This window comes from Nocardia sp. NPDC005998, assembly GCF_040614395.1.
GTDB lineage: Bacteria > Actinomycetota > Actinomycetes > Mycobacteriales > Mycobacteriaceae > Nocardia.
The window spans coordinates 1-25,338 of record NZ_JBEXUI010000009.1; the positions used below are offsets into that span (position 1 = coordinate 1).

23 protein-coding genes and 1 pseudogene are annotated in these 25,338 nt (G+C 65.4%); 11 read left to right on the forward strand and 13 right to left on the reverse strand.

All coding sequences use genetic code 11. The features are described 5' to 3' along the window. The 3 genes and pseudogenes from ABZ293_RS14900 to ABZ293_RS14910 form a co-directional block, all read right to left on the reverse strand. Positions 1 to 338, reverse strand: a pseudogene (locus ABZ293_RS14900) (histidine kinase); the annotation flags it as partial. Between the two features lie 60 nt (positions 339 to 398). Continuing rightward, positions 399 to 1,046, reverse strand: a complete 648-nt coding sequence (locus ABZ293_RS14905) for a response regulator transcription factor (RefSeq protein ID WP_355180801.1) — start codon at positions 1,044 to 1,046, stop codon at positions 399 to 401. A 128-nt stretch (positions 1,047 to 1,174) separates the two neighbouring features. Further along, positions 1,175 to 2,194 (reverse strand): hypothetical protein, encoded by a 1,020-nt coding sequence (locus tag ABZ293_RS14910; RefSeq protein ID WP_355180803.1) that lies wholly within the window; start codon positions 2,192 to 2,194, stop codon positions 1,175 to 1,177. A 211-nt stretch (positions 2,195 to 2,405) separates the two neighbouring features. Here ABZ293_RS14910 and ABZ293_RS14915 point away from each other — a divergent pair, with 211 nt between their 5' ends. Continuing rightward, complete coding sequence (locus ABZ293_RS14915; RefSeq protein ID WP_355180804.1) at positions 2,406 to 3,167, forward strand: sigma 54 modulation/S30EA ribosomal C-terminal domain-containing protein; 762 nt, start codon at positions 2,406 to 2,408, stop codon at positions 3,165 to 3,167. After that, positions 3,167 to 3,610 (forward strand): pyridoxamine 5'-phosphate oxidase family protein, encoded by a 444-nt coding sequence (locus tag ABZ293_RS14920; RefSeq protein WP_354961906.1) that lies wholly within the window; start codon positions 3,167 to 3,169, stop codon positions 3,608 to 3,610. The genes ABZ293_RS14915 and ABZ293_RS14920 overlap by 1 nt, the downstream gene beginning before the upstream one ends. 54 nt (positions 3,611 to 3,664) lie before the next feature. On the opposite strand, the gene ABZ293_RS14925 is transcribed toward ABZ293_RS14920, so the two are convergent. Beyond that, positions 3,665 to 4,471, reverse strand: a complete 807-nt coding sequence (locus tag ABZ293_RS14925) for a DUF1460 domain-containing protein (RefSeq protein WP_355180805.1) — start codon at positions 4,469 to 4,471, stop codon at positions 3,665 to 3,667. 741 nt (positions 4,472 to 5,212) lie between these two features. Between ABZ293_RS14925 and ABZ293_RS14930 the strand changes: the two genes are divergently transcribed. Both ABZ293_RS14930 and ABZ293_RS14935 read left to right on the forward strand, forming a co-directional pair. Beyond that, on the forward strand, positions 5,213 to 5,851 hold the full coding sequence (locus ABZ293_RS14930; RefSeq protein ID WP_355180806.1) for a hypothetical protein: 639 nt from the start codon (positions 5,213 to 5,215) through the stop codon (positions 5,849 to 5,851). Between the two features lie 5 nt (positions 5,852 to 5,856). Beyond that, positions 5,857 to 6,114 carry a hypothetical protein gene (locus tag ABZ293_RS14935; RefSeq protein ID WP_355180807.1) on the forward strand — a complete coding sequence of 86 codons (258 nt, stop codon included), beginning with the start codon at positions 5,857 to 5,859 and terminating at the stop codon, positions 6,112 to 6,114. On the opposite strand, the gene ABZ293_RS14940 is transcribed toward ABZ293_RS14935, so the two are convergent. Genes ABZ293_RS14940 through ABZ293_RS14955 form a run of 4 tightly spaced genes read right to left on the reverse strand, consistent with a single transcriptional unit; the run spans position 6,106 to position 10,268 of the window. Beyond that, complete coding sequence (locus tag ABZ293_RS14940; protein ID WP_355180808.1) at positions 6,106 to 7,200, reverse strand: ABC transporter ATP-binding protein; 1,095 nt, start codon at positions 7,198 to 7,200, stop codon at positions 6,106 to 6,108. The genes ABZ293_RS14935 and ABZ293_RS14940 overlap by 9 nt on opposite strands. Positions 7,201 to 7,248: 48 nt before the next feature. Further along, positions 7,249 to 8,115 (reverse strand): carbohydrate ABC transporter permease, encoded by an 867-nt coding sequence (locus tag ABZ293_RS14945; RefSeq protein WP_355180809.1) that lies wholly within the window; start codon positions 8,113 to 8,115, stop codon positions 7,249 to 7,251. Continuing rightward, positions 8,112 to 8,957 (reverse strand): sugar ABC transporter permease, encoded by an 846-nt coding sequence (locus ABZ293_RS14950; protein ID WP_355180810.1) that lies wholly within the window; start codon positions 8,955 to 8,957, stop codon positions 8,112 to 8,114. Before ABZ293_RS14950 ends, ABZ293_RS14945 begins: the two co-directional genes overlap by 4 nt. A gap of 3 nt (positions 8,958 to 8,960) precedes the next feature. Then, positions 8,961 to 10,268, reverse strand: a complete 1,308-nt coding sequence (locus ABZ293_RS14955; protein ID WP_355180812.1) for an ABC transporter substrate-binding protein — start codon at positions 10,266 to 10,268, stop codon at positions 8,961 to 8,963. A 288-nt stretch (positions 10,269 to 10,556) separates the two neighbouring features. On the opposite strand from ABZ293_RS14955, the gene ABZ293_RS14960 reads away from it, so the two are divergent. Both ABZ293_RS14960 and ABZ293_RS14965 read left to right on the forward strand, forming a co-directional pair. Beyond that, positions 10,557 to 10,778, forward strand: coding sequence for a hypothetical protein (locus tag ABZ293_RS14960; protein ID WP_355180813.1), 222 nt, complete (start codon positions 10,557 to 10,559; stop codon positions 10,776 to 10,778). Beyond that, positions 10,778 to 12,067, forward strand: coding sequence for a hypothetical protein (locus tag ABZ293_RS14965; protein WP_355180815.1), 1,290 nt, complete (start codon positions 10,778 to 10,780; stop codon positions 12,065 to 12,067). Before ABZ293_RS14960 ends, ABZ293_RS14965 begins: the two co-directional genes overlap by 1 nt. A 7-nt stretch (positions 12,068 to 12,074) precedes the next feature. On the opposite strand, the gene ABZ293_RS14970 is transcribed toward ABZ293_RS14965, so the two are convergent. Continuing rightward, the gene (locus tag ABZ293_RS14970; RefSeq protein WP_355180817.1) at positions 12,075 to 13,190 is read right to left on the reverse strand and encodes a class I SAM-dependent methyltransferase; all 1,116 of its coding nucleotides are present in this window, start codon (positions 13,188 to 13,190) and stop codon (positions 12,075 to 12,077) included. Positions 13,191 to 13,718: 528 nt separating this feature from the next. Between ABZ293_RS14970 and ABZ293_RS14975 the strand changes: the two genes are divergently transcribed. The 5 genes from ABZ293_RS14975 (at position 13,719) to ABZ293_RS14995 (ending at position 19,086) form a co-directional block, all read left to right on the forward strand. Beyond that, positions 13,719 to 14,597: an alpha/beta hydrolase gene (locus ABZ293_RS14975; protein ID WP_355180819.1), complete on the forward strand. Its 879-nt coding sequence runs from the start codon at positions 13,719 to 13,721 to the stop codon at positions 14,595 to 14,597. 53 nt (positions 14,598 to 14,650) lie between these two features. Continuing rightward, a complete protein-coding gene (locus ABZ293_RS14980) occupies positions 14,651 to 15,679 on the forward strand; it encodes a helix-turn-helix domain-containing protein (RefSeq protein WP_355180821.1) in 1,029 nt (342 codons plus the stop codon). A gap of 3 nt (positions 15,680 to 15,682) precedes the next feature. After that, positions 15,683 to 16,153, forward strand: coding sequence for a MerR family transcriptional regulator (locus ABZ293_RS14985; RefSeq protein WP_355180823.1), 471 nt, complete (start codon positions 15,683 to 15,685; stop codon positions 16,151 to 16,153). After that, positions 16,150 to 17,382: an alpha-hydroxy acid oxidase gene (locus tag ABZ293_RS14990; RefSeq protein WP_355180825.1), complete on the forward strand. Its 1,233-nt coding sequence runs from the start codon at positions 16,150 to 16,152 to the stop codon at positions 17,380 to 17,382. Before ABZ293_RS14985 ends, ABZ293_RS14990 begins: the two co-directional genes overlap by 4 nt. Before the next feature lie 141 nt (positions 17,383 to 17,523). Beyond that, a complete protein-coding gene (locus tag ABZ293_RS14995) occupies positions 17,524 to 19,086 on the forward strand; it encodes an amino acid permease (RefSeq protein ID WP_355180826.1) in 1,563 nt (520 codons plus the stop codon). 181 nt (positions 19,087 to 19,267) lie between these two features. Here the strand turns inward: ABZ293_RS14995 and ABZ293_RS15000 are convergent, their stop codons facing one another. The 4 genes from ABZ293_RS15000 to ABZ293_RS15015 all read right to left on the reverse strand — a co-directional run bounded on the left by ABZ293_RS15000 (position 19,268) and on the right by ABZ293_RS15015 (position 23,290). After that, positions 19,268 to 21,667 carry a hypothetical protein gene (locus ABZ293_RS15000; protein WP_355180828.1) on the reverse strand — a complete coding sequence of 800 codons (2,400 nt, stop codon included), beginning with the start codon at positions 21,665 to 21,667 and terminating at the stop codon, positions 19,268 to 19,270. A 415-nt stretch (positions 21,668 to 22,082) separates the two neighbouring features. Further along, entirely contained in the window at positions 22,083 to 22,268 is a 186-nt protein-coding gene (locus tag ABZ293_RS15005) for a hypothetical protein (protein ID WP_355180830.1), read from the reverse strand. Between the two features lie 154 nt (positions 22,269 to 22,422). Next, positions 22,423 to 22,752: a hypothetical protein gene (locus tag ABZ293_RS15010; RefSeq protein ID WP_355180832.1), complete on the reverse strand. Its 330-nt coding sequence runs from the start codon at positions 22,750 to 22,752 to the stop codon at positions 22,423 to 22,425. Between the two features lie 298 nt (positions 22,753 to 23,050). Next, entirely contained in the window at positions 23,051 to 23,290 is a 240-nt protein-coding gene (locus tag ABZ293_RS15015) for a hypothetical protein (RefSeq protein ID WP_355180834.1), read from the reverse strand. Positions 23,291 to 25,338: the final 2,048 nt, after the last annotated feature.

Consider the following 25,338-nt stretch of genomic DNA (forward strand, 5'->3'; position numbering starts at 1 on the left):
GGCAGATCGCCGATCATGACCCGGGTCCGATCGTCGATGCCCTCGTAGACGAATTCGGCGAGCTGATGACTGGTCTTATCGGTTTCGCGCACGCCGAGCGCGCCGTATCGGGCGTCCACCAATTCGATGGCGGTGTGCACGATCGAGCGCAGGGTGTTGTCGAGGTCGAGCCCGGCGGTCACCACCAGCATCGCCTCTAGCAACCGGTCCATCTGATCGCGGACGCCGACGATCTGCGCGATCCGATCCTGGACCTCGCCGAGTAGCTCACGCAACCGCAGCTGCGAGAGGGTTTCGGTCACCGGTGTCCGGTCGGACAGCTCCGACTCGTCTTCCATAACCTGCATTTTCGCACGTGCGGTGGGCGGTGACGCGGTGGCGACTCGACTGAGTGTTGATCATTCCGGTTTCGTCGGCGTGTTGAGTTTCGAGGCCAGCACCGCGGCCTGGGTGCGTCGCTCGACCCCCAGTTTGGTCAGCAGTCGGGAGACGTAGTTCTTCACCGTCTTCTCGGCCAGGAACATCCGATTGGCGATCTGCCGATTCGTCAGCCCCTCTCCCAACAGATCGAGCAGCGTCCGTTCCTGGTCGCTGAGGTTCGCAAACGGCCCGTTCCTGGCTCCGGCCTCCTCGCGCAGTTTCGCCATCAGGGCGGCGGCCGCACGATTGTCGAGCAGTGATCTGCCCGCGCCGACCTCGCGAATGGCCTCGACCAGTTCCATGGTGCCGATGTCCTTGACCACATATCCGCTGGCCCCGGCGAGGATGGCGTCGAGCATGGCCTGCTCGTCGGTGAACGAGGTGAGAATCAGACAGCGCAACGTGGGGTGTTGGTCCAGCAGTTCGCGGCACAGTTCGATGCCATTGCCGTCGGGGAGCCGAACGTCGAGGACGACGACCTCGGGACGCAGCGCGGGAATGCGTGCCATGGCCTGTGCGACGGTGCCCGCCTCACCGACCACATCGAGATCGGGTTCGGCCTCGATCAGATCCTTCACACCGCGCCGCACGATCTGGTGGTCGTCGACCAAGAAGACATTGGTCATCACGGAGCACCTTCCTCCACTACTACTTCAGCGTACTGACCGGGCCGGTACGGCGTGTCGGAGTTGGTCCCCGGATCGGTGACAAAAGTCCCTTGGCTCCGGTTGGGGATCTGCGGAGTGCGGCGTGACTAACGCTCGGCCGTTTCGTCGCTCATCGTGAGGATGTCGGAGATCGGGCGGCGCGGTGTCGGCTCTGGCGGCGGTTCCTCATCGGGTGCGGTGCCGACGCGGATCACGACCTGGGGGACACCCGGGTGGGTGAGCATCCCCGCGATGGCCGTTCGGCCAGTGGGTGTCTCGGTGATGTGGGTCAATGCGCAAGTGGCCGAACCGGTCGCCGCGCATTCCAACAGCACAGCGGAGAGGGCTTCGCCGGTGTGCAGCCACGTTGTGATGGATTCGCTGGACGAGCTGAGCACCAGCAGGCGCGCTCCGTCCTCCGTCAGGTTGGCGCGGCGCGCGGAATGCGGTGCGGACGGGAAGGATCGCCCGACGCCGACGCGGGCGAATTCGGCGTCGGAGACCAGCGACTCCCGCGGAACGCCCTCCTGATCGCCGGAATGCCCACTCCACCAATGTAATTCGGTTTGGTAGGGCATATCGTAGCGGCGGGTTGCGGTGGCCTGCGCCGAGGCCGCCGCGATTTCGGTCGTCGCGTTCTCGTCGAGGACGTCGAGCTCGAGGTCGTGCGGGGTGACCAGCATCCGTGCGGTGTGCACGAGCTGAGACCAGTTGGTCGGCGGGTAGAACGGCAGCCGATCGGTGTGCCGGTGATCGATGGCGCGGGCGCGGGCCAAGACGCCGATCGGGGGATCCGGCCAGGGGCGGAACTCGATCACCGCCAGATAGTCGGAGCGTCCGGTATCGGGCAGCCGCGTCGTATCGGTGTGCCACCCCACCGCGGCGAAGGCCGTGCGGACGTGGTGCAACATCGCACCGCAGCTGATCACCAGCTGCCTGCCCATGGGGTCGGCAGAGGTCAACAGCCGGTCATTGTCGCGGTACAGGTGCAGCCGAGTGCCGTCGAATACCCAGTGCCACGGCTGTGTGTTGTGCACCGACGGCGCCCGGCTGGCCTGGCGCATGACCGCCAGCACCGTCGCGCCATTCGGCACGGAACCTACAGAGGAGGAGCCGCTCTCGGTCATACGGTCGAGTGTCGTCCGGCACTGTGGCGTTCGATATGGGCTTTGCGCCCGTTCTCGAAGGCCCATGGTCATCCCGGTCGATAAGTGACCGAGCAAAGCCGCGACGAAACCAAGGTCCTCGATTCGCGTGCCCTTCGGCCCTGTTCGGCGTGCTCGCCCCGCGGCGACACTGCCAGCGTTGGGTGCGTTGGGGCGGAAGAAGGATTACCGAGTGAGTACATCCGAACTGTGGTCGACCGGAACGACTTCGAACGGGGTCTGCACCACGCAGGGCGCGGTGGACCCCGTGCAGATCTCGCGCACGATGCGCGCGATCGACCAGGTACTGAGCTGCCACCGTGTCGATGCACCGGCACGGGTCCGGCTCATCGGCTCGCCGTATGTGGCTGGCGCGCTGCTGGCGCAGGCGAATGTGGTGTTCCGGGATCTCATTGTGCGCGCGCAGGTTCCCGGGCCCGGTGGATTCGTCGCGACCTTTCTCGCCGACCGTCTCGACCGGCAGCTCGCACGGCTGAACTCCGGTGATATCCCGAGGTACTGGCCCGATCCGGCACGCCCACCATTGGCGGTGAGCACCGAGGAACGGCCGATCGTGCGCCAAAAGTCCTGCGCTCTGCTGGTCGGGGCACCGGCCGATGCGGTGCGGGTGATGGAGGCGATGGACTACGACGCCTACCTGTACACCGATGCGGAGACCGGCGAGGATGCCGCTGTCTACTGGGCGGGCCCGCTCGGCGTGCGTATGGCGCGCCAGTATCGACGGCAGCCACCCGTGTCGACCTCGGGGCTGTCGCTCACCATGAATCCGCACCCGACGCCGCGGCTGACCCGAGCCGAGGCCGCGGCCCGGCTGTGCCGGTACGGTCTGCCGTTCCTGTTCTTCACCGATCCGCACAGCGAACGGGGACGGCTGCTGTATCGCCGCTACGATGGCGCGCTGGCACTGGTCCTACCCGAGGCGGCTGCGCGATGATGACCGAGTTCGCCGCGAGCGACGATACCGGGCGTGCCGTTGTGGAACTCGATCGCACCACGGCATTGAGCCTGCTCGCGACGGTCCAGCTCGGTCGAGTGGTGTTCAGCCGCAATGCATTACCCGCGATCCGCCCGGTCAACCACCTGGTCGAGCCGGACGGCCGGATCATCGTGCGCACCCGTGTCGCGTCCAGACTCACCTCGGCCGTGCGCGGTAACTCCGATGTGGTGGTCGCCTACGAGGCCGACGATATCGACCCGCAGCTGCACACCGGGTGGTCGGTCGTGGTGACCGGTCTCGCCCGCCCCGTCACCGATCCGATTCGCATCGCCCGCTACGAGCGCCTACTGCACTCCTGGGTCGACCGGGTCATGGACGCCGTCATCGAGATCGAACCATCCATCGTCACTGGCATCCGCCTCGTCGAACAGGTCGCCTGAGCACACTGTGACCGGCAGCTGTCGACAGCGGTGCCGATTCGGGCGGACCGGTGACTATTGGGGGCGCAGGACGACGATGCCGGGCGTCGAGCGGACGTAGTCGGTGAAGGGTGAGTCGACGACCTTGTTGTTGGCGGCCAAGGAGGAAGCGTTGCGGAAAACCGGGCCGTCGGGTGTCATGACGAAGATGCCGACATGGGTTACGTCCAGGCCCGGCTGGTCGGCGTAGGCGCCGATGTAGTCGCCGGTGCGGAGTCGGGCGATGACGGTGTCGTCGACGGCGCCGCCCGGGATATACGTGATGTCGCGATCGACCACGGGTAGGCCGGGAAGATACTGCCCGCCATCGGCTTTCGCATTGAGGTGCTTGGTGACGGTCATCGCGGCGGGGCCGAGCGACGCGGTGATATCGGTGGCGGCGATGCGCGCGGTATGCGACCAATCGCTGAAGAAGTGTTTGCGCTGCTGGAATTCGATGCGTCCGTCGGTGTAGCGGGTCTCGATCAGGTTCGCCACGAACTGATCCCGACCGGTGGACCTGCTGAGCGCTTCGACATAGTCCAGGTAGGTGAAGCAATCCACCCGCCGCATATCGATGACCAGCTGTTCGGGCCGACTCGCCGAGCCGATGAGCATATCGGCGCCGTACGGCGTGCCGAGGAACCGACTCGACAGCAGGTTGATCAATTCGCCCTTGCCCGCGCCCGGCGTGGCCGCCCGCAGTGCCAGCAGCTCATCGATCTTGCGCGCGGTCACGTCATCGATGGCTGCGCTCGGTGTACCGACCGCCGCGGGCAGCGCCGGCAAGGCGATGCCGACGAGTGCCAGCACGACGAGCAGTATGCGAGCGATGGTGCGCAAGAAGCCTCCAGCAGGGGGAACGGGTCGCGAGCACTGCTGCCACGGTAGCCGGGATGCCGCGGGCAACCGGCACTGAACTCGAAAATCCCACGGGCACTTGGTGATCCAGCCGTGGCTAGCGAAGCGAGCCGGACCTTTCGAGTCGAACAGTTCGGTCACGGACGTGTCTCGATGTTGCCATTTCGTTATCCGAGCGCGGCCTCGATCGATGGGTCACGCCTGAACGAGCGCCGTGCATGCGGTCGTACAGATGCACACGCATGACCGACGGCGATATCGGGCGCACTCGGCGCGCTGAATCCCGGCAGATGTGGCAGGCTCACTCATCGAGGCCGGGGTGCAGAGGATTCGACTCGCACAACGGTCGGCGCGACCACGGGAGACCCCAGCTCCGGCTGGGGTCTTCGTGTGTTCATGGCACCTTCGAGATCGACGCGCATGACGTGGATTACATTTCGGGTTCGCCGGCTCTGTTAAGCATCAGTTACCCGCGATGGCTATTGCGGTGAAGCCTTCGTTAAGGTTCGTTACGGCGTGCGTTCTGGATTTGTGACGCCGGAATCGGCGTGTGAGGATATTTTTCGATAGCGCACGAACAAAACATCCCGAAGCGTTTACCAAGGGCAGGATCCGGATTCCACCGTCGCACCGGATGCTGTCTCCTTCGGTGTGTTCGGATGCGGGTCGAATCGCCACTTCTGGCTGTCTTGCGCATATCCGCGCGCGAAAAAAATCTGAGGAATGGTGTACGTGAGTGGGTTTTGGAGTCTGAGCTCGACGGCGGCCTGTGTCAGCGTCGGTATCTCATTGTATGGGGTCATCGCATATCTGGCCGGAATTCTGGACGGTGGTACGCGACCACGCATGGCGTCGTGGGTGGCGTGGTGTACGGCAAATACCGTATTCACGGCGGTCGCATATCTTGCGGGTGCCTATCTCGCCGCCGGTATCAATGCCGCGTCGGCAACTATGAACGCCGCGGTCATCGCCCTCGCGCTGCGGCGTGGGGTGAGTCTGCGACCGGGGGACAACATAGATTGGGCGTGTCTGCTCTCATCCATTGCATGTGTGCTGGTCACCGTGGAGATTTCGGATAAGACGTTCGGTGCGATGCTGGCCATCTGCGCCAACCTCATCGCCACCGTTCCCACGTTGCGACACGCCTGGTCGAAACCCCAGGAAGAAACCTGGCAAATGTTCGCCGCGAATGCCTTCGCCGGGGCGCTCGGAGTGTCCGGAGTCTTGCTGGCGAGCGGATATCAATTCGCCTCCGTCGCCGGTCCATTGATCACCACCATCGGCAATATCGGCTTGGTGGCACTCACCGTCGGCCGCGGCCGATTCGCCGAAGATGCCGTCGTGCCGGTGCGAGTTGGCTAGCCGAAATGCGATCGATCATCTCCAACCTGGGCGATTGCTTTTCATACCCGGGCGAACTCACGCCCGGGCAGGCGCAGCGGGCCGTCGCCGTTCATCGATTGTGTTCGCCGAATTGTCTCATTCTTCAGCAGGCCGAACAGACGCTCGGTATCGAAGGTCGAGGCGGACCGTCGGCCGAGGTGGCACCATCGGATCGAATCGGTAAATATCCGTCCATTGAATTGATCGGATACGGTGAGGTCAGTACCGGATATCTAAGCTGATTGTTCCAGCAATAGTCCGGTTTCCGGGTCGTACCAGCGGCAGGCCAGCGGTGGCAGATGCAGCTTCAGTGCACTGCCCCGGTCGGCTCGGAAACCCGGCCGCGCCTGGACCTTCACCGCCTGACCGCTGACATCGGTGGTCAACAGGGTCGACGAGCCGAGCGGTTCCAGCACCTGGAGTTCCCCGACGAGGGCATTGTCGTCGGGGTGCTCCGCGTCGACGACAATGGCCTCCGGCCGGATGCCGAGGTTGAGCTTGTGGCCGCGCAACGATGCGAGCGCCGCGGGTACGGGCAGCGACTGCCCACCCAGGTCGATGCGGGGTCCGGCATCGTCCACCTCGACGGTCCCGGTGAGGAAGTTCATCGGCGGGCTGCCGAGGAAGCCGCCGACGAATTCGGTTGCGGGGCAGTCGTATACCGCTGTCGGCGGGCCACATTGGACGATCACGCCGTCGCGCATCACCGCGACACGGTCGCCCAGAGATAGCGCCTCCACTTGGTCATGGGTGACGTAGATCGTGGTGGTGCCCAGTTGGCCGACCAGTTTCTTCAGCTCGGCGCGGAACGAAAGCCGCAGCAGCGCATCGAGATTGGACAGTGGCTCATCCATGAGCAGCACATCGGCGTCCATCACGATCGCCCGTGCCACCGCGACGCGCTGGCGCTGGCCGCCGGACAACTTCGCCGGATACCGGTCGAGGTAGGGCGTCAGCTGCAGCAGATCCGCCGCCCACGCGACCTTGCGACGGATCTCATCGGTGGGCACGCCGTGCACACGCAGGCCGAAGCCGATATTGTCGGCGACCTTCTTATGGGGGAATACGGCATAGGACTGGAACACCATCGAGAGGTTGCGTCGCCGCGGCTCCAGGTAGGTGACGTCCTTGCCGCCGATCACGACCTGCCCCGAATCCGGCAGTTCCAACCCGGCGATCATGCGCAACAGCGTCGTCTTACCGCAGCCGGACGGTCCGAGCAGCACCATGAATTCACCGTCGGACACCTCGAGTGAGACCTGGTCGGTGGCGCGCGTCGAGCCGCCGGGATAGGTCTTCACCAGATCCCGCAGAATCACTTCCGCCATGAGCACACCTCTGTCATCTCCGAAGTCCTGTCATCCCGGAAACTTCTGTCATCGCAGCGTGGTCCCCCACATATTCACCAGGTAGCGCCGCATCACGAAGATGAACGCCAGCGCCGGAATGATCAGTGCGAAGCCGCCAGCGAACCGGTACGGGGTCGACGCCTCGCCGAGCGTGGTGAGCACCTGCGCGGGCAGCGTGCGATGGCCGAGCGTCACGATGGTCGCACCGAGAATCTCGTTCCACGACAGCACGAAGGTGAAGATCGACGATGCCGCGAGTCCGGGAAGTGCCAGCGGCACAACGACTTTGCGTGCGGCCTGCCAGCGCGTGCAGCCGAATACCCGCGCGGCCTCCTCGAGGTCGGCGGGTACCGCGACGAAGATGCTGGCCGTTATGAGCACGGTGGTCGGCAGGGCGAGGGTGGTGTGCACCAGCGTTACCGCGAAGACGGTGTCGTACATATCCAACCGCAGAAACATCGTGGCCAGCGGCACCGAGAGCACCACGATCGGCAGCGCGCGCACGAACAGGATGAATACCTGATAGGTGTCCTTACCGCGGAAGGCATTGCGGGCCAGCGCGTATCCGGCGGGTGCACCGATGAGCAGGGACCAGAACACCGTGTACAGACCGACGAGCAGTGAGTTGCCGAGCGCTGGCATGGTTCCAGTGGCCCGGAAGAACGAATGCAGTGTCTCGGTGGAGAATTCGCTGGGCAGCAATGGCTTCGGGAACTCGTTCAGCGCATCGCGCGAGGACACCGCGGCGAGTCCGATGAGCACGATCGGCAGCGCCATGAACAGCGTCACCGCAATGCACGCGACCTGTACGCCAATGGCGCGCCACCGCCGTCTGCGCAGGGGTGCGCGGTCGATCGGCGGCAGTGTGGTCGCTGTCGCGGTCGGCTCGGTCATCGCGACCCCTCCGGTGCCCGCACGGTGCGCAGATAGAACACCGCGGTGCCGAGGGAGATCGCAAGCACCACAAGGGAAACGGCGCTCGCGACGGCCGGGTTCTGCAGGTTGGAGTACCACTCGTAGGTCTCACCGACCAGCAGCGGAAAGTCGCGTCCGGTGAGCGCCTGCGCCACAGCGAACGCCTGTAGCGCCAGGATCGTGCGCAGGATCAGCGCCACCTGCAGACTCGGCCCGAGCTGCGGCAGTGTCACATGCCGCAGCCGCTGCCAGAAATTGGCGCCGAATACCTGTGCGGCCTCGTCGTAGTCGCGCGGGATCAGCTGCACCCCGGCCACCACGATGACGAATACCAGTGAGGTCGCGCGCCAGATCTCGGCGATCACGACCGCGAGCAGCATTGTGCCGGTGTGCTGATAGTTGAGCCACTGCACGCCGTCCTGCGACAGGCCGAGCCGGACCAGCAGGGAGTTCAGATAGCCGCGATTGCCGAAGATCGACAGCCACACCAGACCGGCGGCCAGTTCGGAGATCGCCAGCGGCACACACCACAGGTAGAAGTGCCCGCCAGCGAATCGTGGTCGCGCCTGCATCAGCAATGCCATACCGACCGCGAGCACCAGCTGGATCGGCACCACGATAACGATCAGCAACAGCGTATTGCGCAGTGCCGTCAGGAAATACGGGTCATCGAACAAGCGCCGCCAGTGCTCGAAAGTGAATCCGCTGTCGTCACTGAAGGCGTCGACGACGGCCCGTACCAGCGGCCAGCCGAACAGCGCGGCCAGCAACACGATCGAGGGGAGCAGCAAGATCCAGGGGGAGCCGAGTCGAGCGCGCATGCCCTACTCCACCCCGCAGCTGTCGGCGGCGGGATCGGGCGCCCAGCACGGGACCTTCAGCTCGTCGAGGATGCCCTGCAGTACCCGCGCCTGCTGGTCGAGTGTGGCTCGAATATCGGCTCCGTCCAACACAATCGAGCGGAAGCTGTCCTTGAACACCTTGCTCACCTCACCTTCGCGCTGGCCGAGGCCGACCGGCGGCAGCGACAGGATCGCGCCCGGCGCCTGCTGCTGCCGGTGCACGGCATCGGCCTCGAGTTTCACCGCCGGTGGCAGATCGTCCGGGATGGCGGTATCGACGGATGGAAAGAAGCCATTGGATCGCAATAGCTCGATCTGTGTTTCCGGCTTGGTGAGCGCGCTGATCGTGCGCTGGGCGAGTTCGGCATCGGTGCTGCCCTTGGGAATCGCGAGTCCGGCGACCACCGCCATATAGCCGAGGCCATGCGCACCGCGCGGTGCGGGCAGCATGCGCCAGTCCCGCGGATCGCGCTCGGGCGCGTGGACCAGGCGTACGACGTGATCCCATGCCATCCGTACCTCGCCGCTGGCCAGCGGTTCCTGCATGAAGTCGTAGTTCGTACTCGCTTGGGCGCAGTTGGCCCACAGTTCGCGGAAGTATCGCCACGCCGTGACGGCTGCCTCCGAACGGAAGGTGGTGATCTGGCCGCCGGTGAACGAGGGCAGCAGATAGCCCTGGGTGAACCGGTGCAGCAGACCCTTCGGACCGGCGGGCAGGCCGAGCATCGGCCGGTTGCCATTGGCGCGGCGAGCCGCGATGGCCCAGTCGAGGAACTGGTCGTAGGTCAGCGCCGTGGCATCCGCACCGGAGGGCAGGTGTTCGAGCGCGTCGGCATGCGCGGCGAGGACGTAACTGGCGGTGGCCCACGGGATATACCAGGTTCGGTCGGTACCGGCCTTCGCGAGTTGCCGATAGGCGGCGGGCCAGCCACGGTTGCCGAGGTCGGCGAGCAAGCCGGTGAGGTCCTGGAGATAGCCGCCGGCCAGCGGCGCGATATCGCCGTGCAGACCGCCGAGCAGACCGACCTGCGTCGAACCCGCGCCGACCTGACTGCGCACCTGGCTGGCGAACGGGCTTTCCTCGATGGTCACATAGCTGACGCCGGGCGCGGTCTTGCCGAGCAGGCTGCGGAACCGTTCGGCCTCATCGGCGGGCCGGAATTGCGTGGATAGGAACAGCATGCCGCCGCTGCCGGTGGTGGCGAAGCCGGTGCATGCGGCGGTGAGCGCGACCGCACCGAGACCGGTCGCGCCGAGGAACGATCGGCGCGTCAGGCCCGATGTCGGCACAGGTGGCTCCCGGCGCGGAAATGAACCCGGGTGAGCCGACACGAATCCATCATGCCCCGATACAAACAGATGTCCACGACGGCCGATTGCGCAACTTCCCGTCACTGAGAATAAAAACCCGAGTTACGTTGCGGCACAAATAAAAAGGAAGTCGCACCTCTCAAAAAGTTATGAACTTCTTTGGATAACGAATTCTTTACGCACGGCCACACCGGGCGGTCGGCACCCCTATGCTCGTAGCCCTCACGAGTGAGTAACGCTGGGATATATGAAGAAACGAGTAACCGTATGACCGCCAGGTCCGACCTCGAACACGAACTACGCGGGCCGTTGGCGGCAGCCGGGTTCCTCACCGAACAAGAGGCCGCCGAGCTGCTGGAGATGTTCCGCGCGGCCAAGCAGTTGGAGACGGCCGCACTGATCGAGTCCATCGATGAGATGGTCGGTGCCCTGCCCCGGCCGTTTCGCGCGGTGACGAAGAAGATCATGTTCGGGAGTCGGCTCGGCTGATGGGTGATCTGGTAACCGGTGCCCAGATCGTGCTGCTGTCACGAACTTTGCACACCCCGGTGGAGCGATTGGCGCATCTGGAGCGGTTGGGCAGCGAGAATCTGCACCAACTCCAGGAACGGCTGGCCGGCCTGATCTTCGATCAGCACAACGAGACCTTCGAGCGGATCAGCAAACTGGTGCCGGTCATTCCGCTGCGCATCTCGATGCCGCTGGTGCAGCGCCTCGTGCCACCGATGATGACGGGCCGGGCCGCGGGTGCGGTCGGTGTGGACCACCCGAAGAAGGCGGCCGAGACGGTTGCCATGCTCGCGCCCGGGTATGTGGCCGACTGTGCGCCGTATATGGATCCGCGTACCGTCGGCCAACTCGCCGATGTGGCGCCTCCGGAACCGATCGTGCGCATCCTCAACGAAATGCTGGCGCGCAAGGACTACATCACCGCCGGACCATTCCTCGATGCGTTCGCGACACCGGAATTGGTCCTGGCCATCGAACAGGGCGTGCTCGATGACGAGGGCCTGATCTTCTCCGCCGCCTATGCCTATTCCGTCAATGGCGTGAGCGCCATCCTGCGTCAGCTGCTGGCCGGGCCGCGGCAGCGGGCGCCGCGGATGTTGCATACCGTGCTCACCGGGTCGACGGGTCTGCAACTGGCCGCGCTGTCGGCGTTCGCGCGCTGCGACCCGGATCTGATCGCGGCGATCGGCGATGTGCTGTTCAGCATCGGATCCGTCGAATTGATCGGCAATCTCATCGCGACCTATCTGCGGGCTGGCGCGGTGCCGGAGTTGCTGACGTTCATCGGACACCTCAGCCCGTGGGGGCTGGGTAACCTGGCCGTGAATCCGATCCTGGCGAACGATGCGGCGCTGGCCGGACTCATCGGCGGCCTCGAGGGCCGGATCGAATCCGAGCTGTGGCGTGGACTGTTCAACCTGATCGAAAATGCCAACGCCGGGATACAGCACCGAGTGGTGGCCCTGCTCGCGCAGCTGAGCGACGCGATGGTCGCCGCACTGCCCGGTATTGCCACCGACGCCCACTTCTGGCACTTGCTGCTGCGCCTGATCGCGACCACCGACGTCAACGTGCGCGCCCGCTTCGAAGCGATGTGGTCCGCCTTGCCCCCGGAACGCCGCATCGATCTGGAACACCGCATCAGCGACCTCGGACTGAACATCCATCTGGCACCGATCGCCACCGCGACGACGCTATCGGTCGACGAGGTGTTCTACCGGCGACGTCAGATGCGCCGTCGGTACGATACCGCGCAAACCTGGGACTGATCGGCGCTCAGCTCTTCCTTGCCACGTAGTAGCTGTTGAGGATGTCGGCTTCGACGTGCTCGATATCGATGGATGCGAAGCCCGCTTCCCGGAGCATGCGGGTCGCGAGCTGCTCACCCCACATGGTGCCGAGGCCATCGCCGTCGAGTGCCAGCGACACCGTCATGCAGTGCATCGTGGAGATGGCGTACAGGCCGGGCCCCATCGGGTGGTCCATGTTCTCCTCCAGGTTGCTGGAGGCCTGGACGTCCACCATCAGGAAGGTGCCGTCGTCCTTCAATGCCTCGGCGATGCCGCGCAGCACCTGTTTCGGATGGGCCTGGTCATGGATTGTGTCGAAGGCGGTGATCAGGTCGAATCGGTTGGATTCGGCCAGATATGTGACATCGCGCAGTTCGAAACCGGTATTAGCCAGGCCCATCGCCTGCGCCTGCGCGCGGCCCGCCGCGATCCCTTCCTCCGAGAAGTCGTAGCCCACGAAGTGGCTGTTGGGAAATTCCCTGCCCAACAGATTGATGGCATGCCCACTGCCGCAGCCGATATCGGCGACCGCGATGCCCTGGCGTAGCCGCTCGGGCAGTCCCGGCGCCAGCGTGATGGTGACGTCGATCAGCGCGACGTCATGAACCGCGGCGCTGTGCTCCGCCGCGAGCTGCTGAAATCGGCCGTACCGGGCGTACCCGACGCCGCCGCCGTGGCGGAAGCAGTCGATGATCTCGGGCTCGACGCTCGCGGTCAGCGGCACGAACTGCGTGAAGGAAGCGAGGTTGTCCGGGCCAGCCGCCCTGGTCAGCGCGGTGGCGTGCGCCGGAGGCAGCACGTATGTGCGATCGGCGGGGAGGTAGTCGACAATCCGTCCGACGGTGAGTGCGGCGAGCCATTCGCGCACATATCGCTCGTTCAGCTTCGCGGCCTCGGCGATCTGCGCGCTCGTGGCGGGCGGCATCGTGCTCATCGTGTCGAACAGGCCGGTCTGGTGGCCGATGCTGATCATCAGGGCCAAGAATCCGTCATTGACGATGTCCAGCATCCGGGTGCCGAAGGCCTCGGCACGCGTGGCGAATTCCGGATCCGCCTCCGGGGTCCGGCCATTGGCTGCCAGCGTTCGCGCCTTGTCCGACATGGCATTTCACGGTTCGGCGTAGTCGGCGACGCCCCACCGGTCGAGCATGACGCAGGGTTGGTGCACCAGTCCGGACATGATCGTTCTCCTCGGTCCTGCGATCCGTGCCCCCACTCTCGCTGCACATCCACCCCACCCACGGTGCTGTTGGAGACCCTGCGCCAATTGATTGTGACGCGCATCACAGTCTATTCAGGGGGTTGCCCAGCTGCAAGGTAGGCCCCACGCGGCGCTGGCAGTCGATGTCGGGCGCTGGGCCGTGGCCTGGAGCGGCTGGGCGCGTCTGTGATCCTGCCGAACGATTGCATTGCGTGACGCGCTGCGGATCGGGCTACCGGGCCGACATCGGTGCAGGTGGTCCGACCCGCAGGCCGCCTCGGTTGGGGCCGATCGGGTCAGTGACTGACGAAATCCGCTGTGTCTATGACCGATCCCGCCGGGCCTACCGACAGCCGCTGATTTCCGGCGTTCAATTCGACCCATGTCGCGCACGCCGCGACCGATCGAAATCGCTTGGAAGGTAAGCAAATGACCGAGTTCGTGACTTTCGCGGAAGGGCGCCTGGCCTGTGATGTCGTCGGTGACGGGCCGCTGGTGGTGCTCTCACACGGCATCGGCACCTCGCGGCACGATTATCGTCATCTCGTACCGCCACTGGTCGCCGCGGGATACCGGGTGGTGAACGCGGACCTGCGCGGGCATGGTGAATCCAGCCTCGGCTGGCCCTCGGTCACCAGGAAGGCGGCCATCAGCCGGACCGATGTCGCCGGTGACCTGCTCAGTGTGATCCGGTACTTCGGCGGTCCCGCGGCGATCGTCGGGCACTCGCTGTCCGGCGGCGCGGCGACCATCGCGGCGGCCGAGGCGCCGGAACTGGTCGCGGCCATTATCGAGATCAACCCGTTCACCAAGACCCAGCACCTGGACATGGGTGCCCTGTTCACCGTGCCGCGGTATCGGCGTGGGCTGATGCGATTGATGGGCACGCTGCTGCTCGGGTCGCCGAGACTGTGGCGCAGATACCTCGACTTCGCCTATCCGACCAAGCCGGACGATTACACCGACTACCTCGACGGCCTGATGCGGACCCTGCGGAAACCCGGCCGGTGGGCCGAATTCATGAAGACCGGCAGGACCACTCCGGTCGATGCCGAGGCCGCGCTGTCCGGCGTCCACCGTCCTGCGCTGGTCATCATGGGCGCCGCGGATCCGGACTACCCGGATCCGAAGGCCGAAGGGATGGCGATCGTCGCGGCGATGCCCATGGGCATCGGAAAGGTTGCCATCGTCGACGGCGGCGGGCACTATCCGCACGCCCAGTTCGGCGACCGAGTCGCTGAACTGATCATTCCGTTCCTGCGCCAGCATGCCGCCGGTCTGCTCGAGCCCGTCCGGCACGCGGTGTGATCGGCTGGCACATTGCCGTGACAGCCATGGGTGCATGCGGTGATGATAGGGACGTGTCGACGTCCCGAACCGTTGTCCTCGTGGTCTACGACGGGATCCAGCTGATCGAATTGGCCGGTCCCATGGACATTTTCGGCGCCGCGAACGCCGTCTCCGGATCGCCGGTCTACCGGTTGGTGACGGCGGCGCCGCGGGCCGGCGCCATCGCGGTGGAGGGCGGTGTGACGATGAATGTCGGACATTCCCTGGCGGAGATCGCCGCGGGTGACGACGAGATCGACACGATGATCGTCATCGGCGGCAATGGCGCCTTCGCACCGGCGGTATCGGCCGAGGTGGTGCGCGACCTTCCGGCCATTGCCCGGCGGTCGCGACGGGTCGCAGCGGTGTGCGCCGGTTCGCTGCTGCTGGCTGCGGGTGGGCTGCTCGATGGCTATCACGCGACAACGCATTGGGGTGCGTGCGCCATGATGGCCGAGCGCTATCCTCGGGTGACCGTCGAGCCGGACCGCATCTATGTCAACGACGGAAACCGGTGGACCTCGGCGGGGGTCACCGCCAGTATCGATCTCGCGCTGGCGCTGGTCGAGGCAGATCACGGCACCGAGGTGGCGCAGCTGATCGCCCGGTGGTTCGTCGTCTTCGCCCGGAGGCCCGGCGGCCAAGCGCAATTCAGCGCCCAGCTGCGTGCGCAACCGGCGCGCACCCCGGCGATCCGAGCCGTACAGCAGTGGCTGCCCGACCATTTGGACGAGGACCTGAGCGTGGCCGCACTTGCAGCACGGGCGGGGCTGAGCGAGCGCGCCTTTGCCCGTGCTTTCCGCACCGAAACTGGAAGCACCCCAGCCGCTTTCGTGGAGAACCTGCGTGTGGAAGCGGCCCGCGGCCTCCTGGAGACCACCGATATGACCGTATCCGCCATCGCCAAGGCGGTCGGCTACAAACACGGTGAAACACTGCACCGGGTCTTCTCCCGGCAGTTGGCCACCACGCCGGATCGCTACCGACAGCATTTCTCGATCGCCCATTCGGCCACTCACGGTGGTAGCGCCGAGCAGGCTCCTATCGACGCTACGATTTAGAGTGTGCTCGAAGTCGAACCGCAGCCGGTATCCGAGTCCATGCGTTCCGCACCCGAGGCGGGCGTGACCATCGCCGAAGCCGCTCGTCGCACCGGGGTCAGCGCCCACACCCTGCGCTACTACGAACGCGCGGGCCTGGTCATCACCTCCGTCGAACGCACCAATGGCGGGCGCAGGCGCTATCGGCCGGTGGACCTGACCTGGATTACCGTGTGCACCAGGCTGCGGGCCACCGGCATGCCCATCAAAACCATCCGGCGCTATGCCCAACTGGTCTCCGCCGGGCACGGCAACGAACAGGAACGGCTTGCCCTCATGGTGGACCACCGTGCCGATGTGGCCGCCAAAATCGCTGAGCTGCAGGACAATCTGGAACTCATCGACCACAAGATCGACGTCTACCGCGGCCGACTCGACGCCGGTGACGCCGACGAACTGTGGGCGCCGCACAGCCTCCGGTCCGGTCCGCGATGACCGCGCGCAGGCTGCCGCGCCCGCGCGAACTCGCGCCGTTGGTCGAGTTCGAACGACCGTTCGGCGGCAAGGCGCGCAAACTCGAACGCGCCCAGACGATTTGGGATCTGCGCGCGATGGCCCGTAAGCGCACTCCCAAGGTCGCCTTCGACTACACCGACGGAGCGGCCGATGCCGAAATCAGTCTGAACCGGGCCCGAGAAGCGTTCTCCGATATCGAGTTCCGCCCCGCGATCCTGCGCGATGTGGCCGCGACCGATACCACCGCGACCGTGCTCGGCAAGTCCGTCCAACTGCCGTTCGGTATCGCGCCCACCGGATTCACCAGGATGATGCATACCGCTGGGGAGTTGGCCGGAGCTCGCGCTGCCGAACGAGCGGGCATACCGTTCACGCTCTCGACCATGGGCACCACCGCCATCGAGGATGTCGCGGCGGCCACCGGGCCCAATGCGCGCAATTGGTTTCAGCTCTACATGATGACCGATCGCGACCGATCGCTCGCCCTCGTGGACCGCGCCGCGGCAGCCGGATTCGACACCCTTGTGGTCACCGTCGACGTCCCCGTCTCGGGCGCCCGGCTGCGCGATGCCCGCAATGGCATGACCGTACCGCCCTCGATCACGTTCGGCGGCGCCATCGACGCCGTGGGCAAGCCCGCGTGGTGGTGGGACTTCCTGACCACCGAACCGCTGGCCTTCGCCTCCCTCGACCGCTGGTCCGGTACGGTGGCCGAACTGCTCGATGCCATGTTCGACCCCACCGTCGGATTCGACGATCTGGCCTTGATCCGCGAGCACTGGCCCGGTCGGATGCTGGTGAAGGGCGTGCAAACCGTCGAGGATGCGCGACGTCTGGCCGCGCTCGGCACCGATGGCATCGTGCTGTCGAATCACGGTGGACGCCAACTGGATCGAGCACCGGTGCCACTGCATCTACTGCCCTCGGTCGTGCGCGAAGTCGGAGCGGATATCGAAATCCACCTGGACACCGGCATCATGCACGGCGCCGACATAGTCGCCGCGCTGGCTATCGGCGCGCGGTTCACACTCATCGGCCGCGCCTACCTCTACGGCCTGATGGCGGGCGGCGAACCGGGTGTGGATCGCACCATCGACATCCTGCGCGCCCAGATCGTCCGCACGATGAAACTGCTCGGCGTGCGGAGCATCGACGAACTCGAACCGCGGCATGTGCAGCTACTCGGACGCTATCGACCGATCGGCTGAGCTTCTTTGGGTTGCAATCGATTTCGCAGGGCGGCGGTCTAGAGTACCCATCGAAACCAAATGTGAAACGTTGGTTGAATGTACCGTTAACTAACGGTACATTGCTTCGCGACATGATATCCCGCACTGGAAGGCTGGGTCATGATCGCAGGTCGAGGACCAGTAGAACTCTCGACGTTCGCCGATGCGCTGCATGCCGAAGATGTCGGTTATCGCAGAGCGTTGCGCGCGCGCCAAGTACAGATGATCGCGATCGGTGGGGTTATCGGCACCGGTCTATTTCTCGGAGCAGGGGGGCGCCTGGCCGGTGCCGGTCCAGGATTGTTCCTGGTGTACGCGGTATGCGGGATATTCGTATTCTTCATCTTGCGCGCGCTCGGCGAACTGGTGCTGCATCGGCCCTCCTCCGGATCGTTCGTCTCCTACGCCCGCGAGTTCTACGGGGAGAAGCTGGCATTCGCCGTCGGGTGGACCTACTTCTTCCACTGGTGCATGACCGGGATCGTCGATATCACCGCCATCGCCGCCTATGTCCGCTACTGGGGCGCGTTCGCAGTCGTCCCGCAGTGGGTGATCGCGCTCATCGCCCTGGTCGTGGTCGTCTGCACCAACCTGATCTCGGTGCGCTGGTTCGGTGAACTCGAGTTCTGGGTCGCATTGATCAAAGTCGTTGCGCTGGTTGGCTTCCTGATCGTCGGCACGGTTTTCCTCGCTGGTCGCTTCACGATTCGAGGCGCACCGACCGGTGTCGGTGTGATCGCGCACCACGGTGGACTGTTCCCGACCGGTCTACTACCGCTGGTCACCGTCCTGACCGGCGTCGTATTCGCCTATGCCGCAGTCGAACTGGTCGGTATCGCGGCCGGTGAGGCGGAGCATCCGGAGACGATCATGCCGCGGTCGATCAACTCCGTCATCTCGCGCATCGCGGTGTTCTACGTCGGCTCACTGATACTGCTCGGACTGCTACTGCCCTACACAGTCTTCCGTGCCGGTGAGAGTCCGTTCGTCACGTTCTTCGCGAGAATCGGTGTGCCAGCGGCCGGTTCGATCATGAACCTGATCGTGATCACCGCGGCCTTCTCCAGTCTCAACGCCGGGCTGTACTCGACCGGCCGGATTCTGCGCTCGATGTCGATGAACGGCAGCGCACCCGCCGCGGCCGCGCGAATGTCACCGGCGGGTGTGCCATATGTCGGCATCCTGGCCACCGGTGCCATCGCATTGGTCGGCGTCGGTCTCGATGCGGTGGTGCCGGAGAAGGCATTCGAGATCGTCTTGAACGTATCGGCGCTGGGCACCATTGCGTCGTGGACCACGGTGCTGCTCTGTCATCTGCGCCTGTGGCAGCAGTGGCGACTCGGACTGGCCTGGCGTCCGCACTCCCGGCTGCCCGGCACGCCCTATACGACGGTGGCGACGCTGCTGTTCCTGGCAACCGTGGTCGTCCTGATGGCCTGCAGCGGCGACATGGTTCAACGCGCCGCGGTGATCGCCATGCTGGTCGGACTGGCTCCGGCCCTGGTCTGCGGTTGGTTCCTGGCCCGCCGAAAAGTGCTGCGAATCGCAAAAATTCGCCAATTTCACACGGCCCAGTTCCCGGTGATGGCCGAACGTCCGCACCCGGGCCTGCCCACCGAACCGATCGTGATCGTCGAGCAGCCGACGACCCGGTACCCGGACGCGGGAAATTCGCAGAACTGATCAACGATCTGCTCAGCCATAAGGCCGTCGCGCTGGCCGCGACCATTCAACCCCTCGGGACCGGGCGCCGTGTCGCGCGATCGACGGCCGAGGCGCCGCGTACCCTGCGCGAGCTCCGCGAGGTTCGCCGCTGCCGGGACCAGCTCCGACCCGCATCCGCCGAATAGCCTTGCCCCCGGTACTAATTCAGTGCCTGGCCGACGGGATCCAGCGCCCTGGCCCAGCCGGGCCGCTGTGGGCTGTTCTGTGCCGGTGGCGTCGGTGTGTTGGTCGATGTTCGCTTGGCTCCGCTCAATGCTTGGTCGGTGATGGTCGCGTCGGAGATGTGGCCACGGGCCACGCGGAGCAACTGCTGGTCCGTTGGATTAGCCAGGGCGTCATTGACGCTGTTCAGGACAAGGTCCGCTTGCCTACTTCCGATCGCTCCCATCATGCGCCGGGCGGCGAGGTGGTCATTCTCGAAAACTGTGCCGAGCAACGGGCCCGTGGGCGCAACGCCACTGGCGACCCGTTGGAGATCGAGGATCGCTTCCGACGTAGGCGCGGCCAGGTAGGCACTGACGAATTGCTCCTCCGGCCCGTTCGCGACGCCGCCGTCGAGAGTGACGCCAGCGGGGACCGAACGCCGGTACCGGAATGCGGCCGCTTGCAAGTTAGCGAGATCTGCCGCGACCTCTCCGGGGTCACTATTGCCCGCGATGAGGCGAAGCGACGAGTCCTGGACGCGCTGGACCCCGGCGACCACGTGGCCGAGATGGGTGTTGGCGAGCGTCCAGTCCTTGGTATTGCCATCGACGATCTCCCACGAACGAATGGCGTTGTACCTTATTCGCTCGTCGCGGAATCCGATAACGTCCATCGCGACCCACGCATCAGTCGACTTTCCGCCGACATCCGCGACAGCTTGCATCGCTGCGGCCGCGCCGCGGACGGTGTTGATGCCGCCATTCGCCTCAGCGGCTTCCCGTGCGGCCATCTCGAACAACGGCCGGTGCAAATATGACTGGGCGTAGTAGCCCTTGGGGCCGCCGACTCCTCGCGAGCTCCAGAATCCCCACTGAGCCAACTGCGACTGTCGTTCCATTCTGGAGAAGGGCCGCAACGGTGATCGGGTTCTGCCCCAGAGCCATTCGGTCGCCGGTGAATTGCTGATGGTACTGACCGCGCCGAGTGCCGTCAGCAGCGGCATTTTTGACATGGAGTGCCCTGCACCCATCGTGCCCATACCCAGTGCGGTCCCGCCGCCGCTGCCCGACGCTCGCCCACCGCCGCTGCCCTGGATGGCAAGGGCGAACCTGTTCGCGACCCATTCGTTGCCCTTGTCCAGGCTTTTGCTGAGCTTCCCGAGCTGGAGGATCGCGATGATCATCACGATTGCTCCGATAACGAACACCACCATGACCTGGTCCCCGGCCAGCCGGAACAGATCTCCCAGGATCAAGACGTACACGCCCAGAAATATGGTGAACGCCGTCATCCGCGCGGCCGCGATCACGCCGTCGACCATATTGCGCACCAGGAAAGTCTGCGTCGGCCCATATACAAAGCCGCCCGCGGCGAAGCCGAAGATCGACATCAAGCCGTGGTAGATAGTGTCGAGCGCCGCCCTGATGACCTTGATCGCGAGCACGGCCCCGAAGGCGAGTAATACCGTTCCGGCCAGCAGCAATAGCAGTCCGGTCGCGATCTGCTCGAAGTTCGGATTGTCGACCGACTCCTTTGCCACGCGGTCCCCGCAACTGCTGATGCTGTTCTTCACGCGGTCTTCGTTACCTGCCGACATACCCGCCGACCATGCCGACTTGCACGCTGGCTGCTCGTCGACCACATGCCCGTAGTTCCACACCTGGAGCGGGCGTCGCGCGAAGTTGTCGGCCAGGGTGGCTTGCATGGTCGCCACCGAATGAGACGGGTCGGCATTGCCATTGCCGTTGAGCCCCGCTGCGACCGAGATGCCGAGATCGCGCCCCTCCGCGAGCAAGCCATCCGAGGACAACACATCCGCCAACGGCTCGGCCAGGAATATCGGACCCAAAATCGCGACTCCCACCATCGTCACCACCTGCATGGTCGCCTTGGCGTAGAAGCCACGGGTGACAAACCAGGCCACGAAGAACGCGCCGATCGTCGCGGCGGTCACCAACATGATCGGTGTCGCGATCTGCCCGGTCAGGCTGTGCGCCACGCCCTGCAACGGTTTCGAGACGATATTGAGCCACTGGAAGCTCAAGGCGTACCCGATGAGCCAGATCGCCGTTGTCACAAGGATTTTCCAGCCCGCGAACTCCAGGCCGAGCACGAGTGAGACGGCGGTGTTTCCCGGGTGCAGCACACTGCCGTGGTCGGTGGCGAACATATAGCTCGAAAGTTCGACCCCCGACGAATCCTTGACGTGTGTCCAGCCGAGCGCGCTGCCCACCGATGATCCGGTGGTCCTGGCACCCGTTTCAGCGCTGGCCACCGCACCCAACAGGATGGGGCAGACGAACAGCAGGAACAGACCCAGCAGGATCCGGGTCGCCCAGCGCCGGGGACATGATGCGAGTAGCCGGTCCCGAAATCGCCGCAGCATCGCGGACATTTGCCACAGGACCTGATCGCAGGGTTCTGCTTTCCAGTTATTCACCGCCACAACCTGATTCGTATGCCGTAGTGCCGCACATAGACGGCACTACGGTGAGACGAGTATCGGAGCTGGTAGATCCTCAGGGCTGCTCAACAGTCCCCGGCAACGACTTTCGACGTTAACGTCGCGGTGTGAACGACCACCGTCCGATCTGTGAACAACGCACCGCGAAACAGTAAGAACGCGTTGATAATTCGTCTCAACCGCGACTTCGGGAGTTCACTTTGCGTTCGCAACGATCTGACAGGTGACCCGACCTCGGGATGTGGCGGGTGAGTCACGTCCGCCGCCGCCGACACCGGGCAACGGGCGGACCCCTGCCGAACGTGCACCGTCGAGTGATCGAGGTGAACGTGCCCGGTCGGCTCAGCTATTGGATGTCCTGCTGCTCGATGAACCGGCTATTGGTCTCGATCCATCTGCACAGCAAGAGATTTCGCGTATCGGCGTTGAGTTCGCGTTGCGGTGCGACGGTGGTGCGGGCGACGCATGACGTGGACGAAGCCATGATCGCCGTCACTGCCCAGTCCTGCATGACGTCCATGTGATCGCCCATGGCGACCCTCGCGCCGTTCAGTGTGAAACCGGGCGTCCGTGAGTCGGGAGCTCGGCCGCAACTACGCGGACTTCCCAGTCTCGGGAGTTTTGCGACCTGAGCGAAAATTAGGTGGGCCACTGTCAGTCTTCGGTTCGGTGGCATCGAAACGTGGTTACAGGTCAGCACACCCGCCAGCACCTGACCGCGCTAGGACGAGCAGGAGAGCGCGGTGAGCCAGCGATCGCGGATCGACCTCAGCGAACTCCGCGCGATGGTCGCAAGCCTGGAACACCTCATCACCCAAGCCACCCGCGCCGTCACCGACCTGAAAACCGCCATCGCAGCCGCAGAAGCCGATTCCGCCGCCGCCACGACGCCTGTTCCCGCCGATCCTGTCACGGCCGCATCCGATATCCGCGTCTCCGCGCAGGTCGCGCAGGTCGCGCAGGTCGCGCAGGTCGCGCAGGTCGCGCAGGTCGCGCAGGTCGCGCAGGTCGCGCAACCTGCGGAGGTCGCGCAACCCGCGCAACCTCAGCCCTCTGTCTCCGCCCGCACGCCGCAGCCAACTCCATGGTCTCGTCGAAAAGCAGAGACACCCTGGACACAACGCACCGTGCGCCTACGCCCACAACCTTCCGCCGCATCCACCCGAGTGCCCACACCCGTTGCGGCCGAAGCGGACCCACTCGTGGCAGCAGGCTCGTCAGCAATCCGCCGGCCCCCACCGCCACCACCGCGCCCCACCGTGACCCGCATGGGAGGCGAAGCCAGCAGCCCAGCGGCGGCTTCGGTGGAAGATGTCAGCGGATCAGCAGCGGCTCGACCGCTGGTCGATGCGGCGGATTCCGCAGCGGTTCTTTCGCCGAGTGCGGGGTCGGCAGCGGTTCTTTCGCCGAGTGCGGGGTCGGCAGCGGTTCTTTCGCCGAGTGCGGGGTCGGCAGCGGTTCTTTCGCCGAGTGCGGGGTCGGCAGCAGCTCCTCCACCGAGCGCGGGATCAGCAGCGGCTCCTCCGCAGAACTCTGGACGAGCAGCAGTTCCACCGCTCGCCGATATTCAGGGCCCCTTGGCGAGTCGTCCGATGGACGATGTTGCAGAACCAGGGTTGGTACATCCACAGATCGATGTATCGGGCCCGAAGTCGTTCGGTCCGAACCCCGACACCGCACCGCGCCAGCCGCTGCGATCACAGTCCCCGAACCCCGCTGCCGAGCCCACGGCGGTCCCCGCGCGTAGTGACACGTCAGGACCCGCGGCATCCCGTCCGTTGGGCGATGTCGTGGGTCCGGCAGTGGTTCGCCCGGTGGGTGACGTGGCGGAATCGGCAGTGGCTCATCCGCCGGTCTCACACCCAGCAGCGGCTCGTCCGCTGGACGATATCGCAGGACCACGGTCGGTTCCCCCGCAGGTCGACTTGCCGGTCCCCGAGTCGCTCGGTCCGGACCCCCGACAGGTGCTGCGGCCAGAGTCCCGCACCCCCGCTGCCGAGCCCACTACGGTCGGTGCAGGTAGCGAAGCTCCCGAACCAGCTGTGCCGCTCGGCGATACCCCGGGACCGGCAGCAACTCGCCCGCCGGACAATGTCACCGGACCGGAATCGGTTCGTCCACAGGCTGATGTACCGGAACCCGAGGCGATCCCGCCGACCCCCGACAGCGAACCGCGAGAACCCTTCCGACCGCAGTCCCACACTCCCGCCGCGGATCCCAACGCCGTCCGCACGAGTACCGACGCCACTGAACCAGCAGCGGCACGCCCGCTCAACCATGCCACGGAATCAGAGGCGGGCCATCCGACCGGCGATGTCACGGTATCCGCAACGATGCGTCCGCTGGGCGATGTGACGGGGCCAGGTTCGGTTCGTTCACAGCTCGATGCACGAGGATCTGCCGCTGTCCGCCGGGACCCCGAGAGTGCACGGCGAGAGGCGGTCCAGTCCCAATGCCCGGCCCCCGCTATGGAACCCACTGTGGGTGGCATGGGTGGCGACGCTACTGGACCAGAGGCGATTCGTCCGCTGCTCGATGTCGCGGGACCAAGGGGAGCCCGTCGGCAGGCGGGCTCCGAGTCGTTAGGTTCAGACCCCGACAGCGCACGGCTAGCGGCCCAGCGCTCGCAGTCTCTGCCCTCCGCTGCGGAACCCACTGCGATCGACACGGGTGGCGACGCTACTGGACCGGCTGAGGTTCGTCCGCCGGGTGATGTTGCAGAACCAGAGTCGGTTCGTCCGCAGGTCGATGGACCGGGACCAAACGCGGTCCATCCGGACCCTGACAGCACGCGGCAAGGCGCGCAATCCCTCACCCCCACACCAGAACTCAGTCCGGGTGGCAATGCCGCCGGACCGGCAGCGGTCCGTCCGGTAGGCGATGCAGCGGAACCAGATGTGGCTCGCCCGCTGGTTGATGTACCGACTCCAACGGCGGTCCGGCGGGCTGCTGACGGTGGAGAGCAGGAGGCGCCGCGATCGGAGTCCCTCGCTCCCGCCGCGGAATCCACCGTGATCGGCGCAGGTGGTGCCGCTGCTGGGCCAGCCGAGGCTCCTCCACTGGGTGATGTCACAGAACCAGGCTCGGTTCGTCCGCAGGCCGATATACCAGGACCAGGGGTTGTCGGTTCGGGTCCCGGCAGCGCACGCCGAATGGCGCGGTCACTTGACCCGGAGCCCAATGCGGTCCGGACGGGCGGCGACACTACTGGACCGGCTAGTCGTGCGCCGGGCGATGTCGCGGGACAAAGGTTGGATCGTTCGCTCGTTGCTGCACCGGGGCTTGCGGCAGGCGGGCTGGACCCTGACAGTGCAGGGCTGGAGGTGCTGCCGTCGCGGTCTCGTGACGCCGCTGCCGAACCTACTGCGATCGCGGGTGGCGACGTTGCTGGACCGGGCGTGGTTCGTCCGATGGGCGATGTCGCGGGACCAGGGTTGGATCGTTCGCTCGTTGCTGCACCGGGGCTTGCGGCAGGCGGGCTGGACCTTGACAGTGCAGGGCTGGAGGCGCTGCCGTCGCGGTCTCTTGACGCCGCTGCCGAACCTACTGCGATCGCGGGTGGCGACGTTGCTGGACCGGGCGTGGTTCGTCCGATGGGCGAT

Coding starts and splice junctions, on each gene's coding strand:
- ABZ293_RS14970 (WP_355180817.1), bottom strand. CDS start 13,190: ATGTCGGACAAGGCGCGAACGCTGGCAGCCAATGGCCGGACCCCGGAG.
- ABZ293_RS14975 (WP_355180819.1), top strand. CDS start 13,719: ATGACCGAGTTCGTGACTTTCGCGGAAGGGCGCCTGGCCTGTGATGTC.
- ABZ293_RS15000 (WP_355180828.1), bottom strand. CDS start 21,667: ATGTCCGCGATGCTGCGGCGATTTCGGGACCGGCTACTCGCATCATGT.
- ABZ293_RS14940 (WP_355180808.1), bottom strand. CDS start 7,200: ATGGCGGAAGTGATTCTGCGGGATCTGGTGAAGACCTATCCCGGCGGC.
- ABZ293_RS15005 (WP_355180830.1), bottom strand. CDS start 22,268: ATGGGCGATCACATGGACGTCATGCAGGACTGGGCAGTGACGGCGATC.
- ABZ293_RS14905 (WP_355180801.1), bottom strand. CDS start 1,046: ATGACCAATGTCTTCTTGGTCGACGACCACCAGATCGTGCGGCGCGGT.
- ABZ293_RS14930 (WP_355180806.1), top strand. CDS start 5,213: ATGGTGTACGTGAGTGGGTTTTGGAGTCTGAGCTCGACGGCGGCCTGT.
- ABZ293_RS14950 (WP_355180810.1), bottom strand. CDS start 8,957: ATGCGCGCTCGACTCGGCTCCCCCTGGATCTTGCTGCTCCCCTCGATC.
- ABZ293_RS14935 (WP_355180807.1), top strand. CDS start 5,857: ATGCGATCGATCATCTCCAACCTGGGCGATTGCTTTTCATACCCGGGC.
- ABZ293_RS14965 (WP_355180815.1), top strand. CDS start 10,778: ATGGGTGATCTGGTAACCGGTGCCCAGATCGTGCTGCTGTCACGAACT.
- ABZ293_RS14910 (WP_355180803.1), bottom strand. CDS start 2,194: ATGACCGAGAGCGGCTCCTCCTCTGTAGGTTCCGTGCCGAATGGCGCG.
- ABZ293_RS14920 (WP_354961906.1), top strand. CDS start 3,167: ATGACCGAGTTCGCCGCGAGCGACGATACCGGGCGTGCCGTTGTGGAA.
- ABZ293_RS14945 (WP_355180809.1), bottom strand. CDS start 8,115: ATGACCGAGCCGACCGCGACAGCGACCACACTGCCGCCGATCGACCGC.
- ABZ293_RS14995 (WP_355180826.1), top strand. CDS start 17,524: ATGATCGCAGGTCGAGGACCAGTAGAACTCTCGACGTTCGCCGATGCG.
- ABZ293_RS14990 (WP_355180825.1), top strand. CDS start 16,150: ATGACCGCGCGCAGGCTGCCGCGCCCGCGCGAACTCGCGCCGTTGGTC.
- ABZ293_RS14960 (WP_355180813.1), top strand. CDS start 10,557: ATGACCGCCAGGTCCGACCTCGAACACGAACTACGCGGGCCGTTGGCG.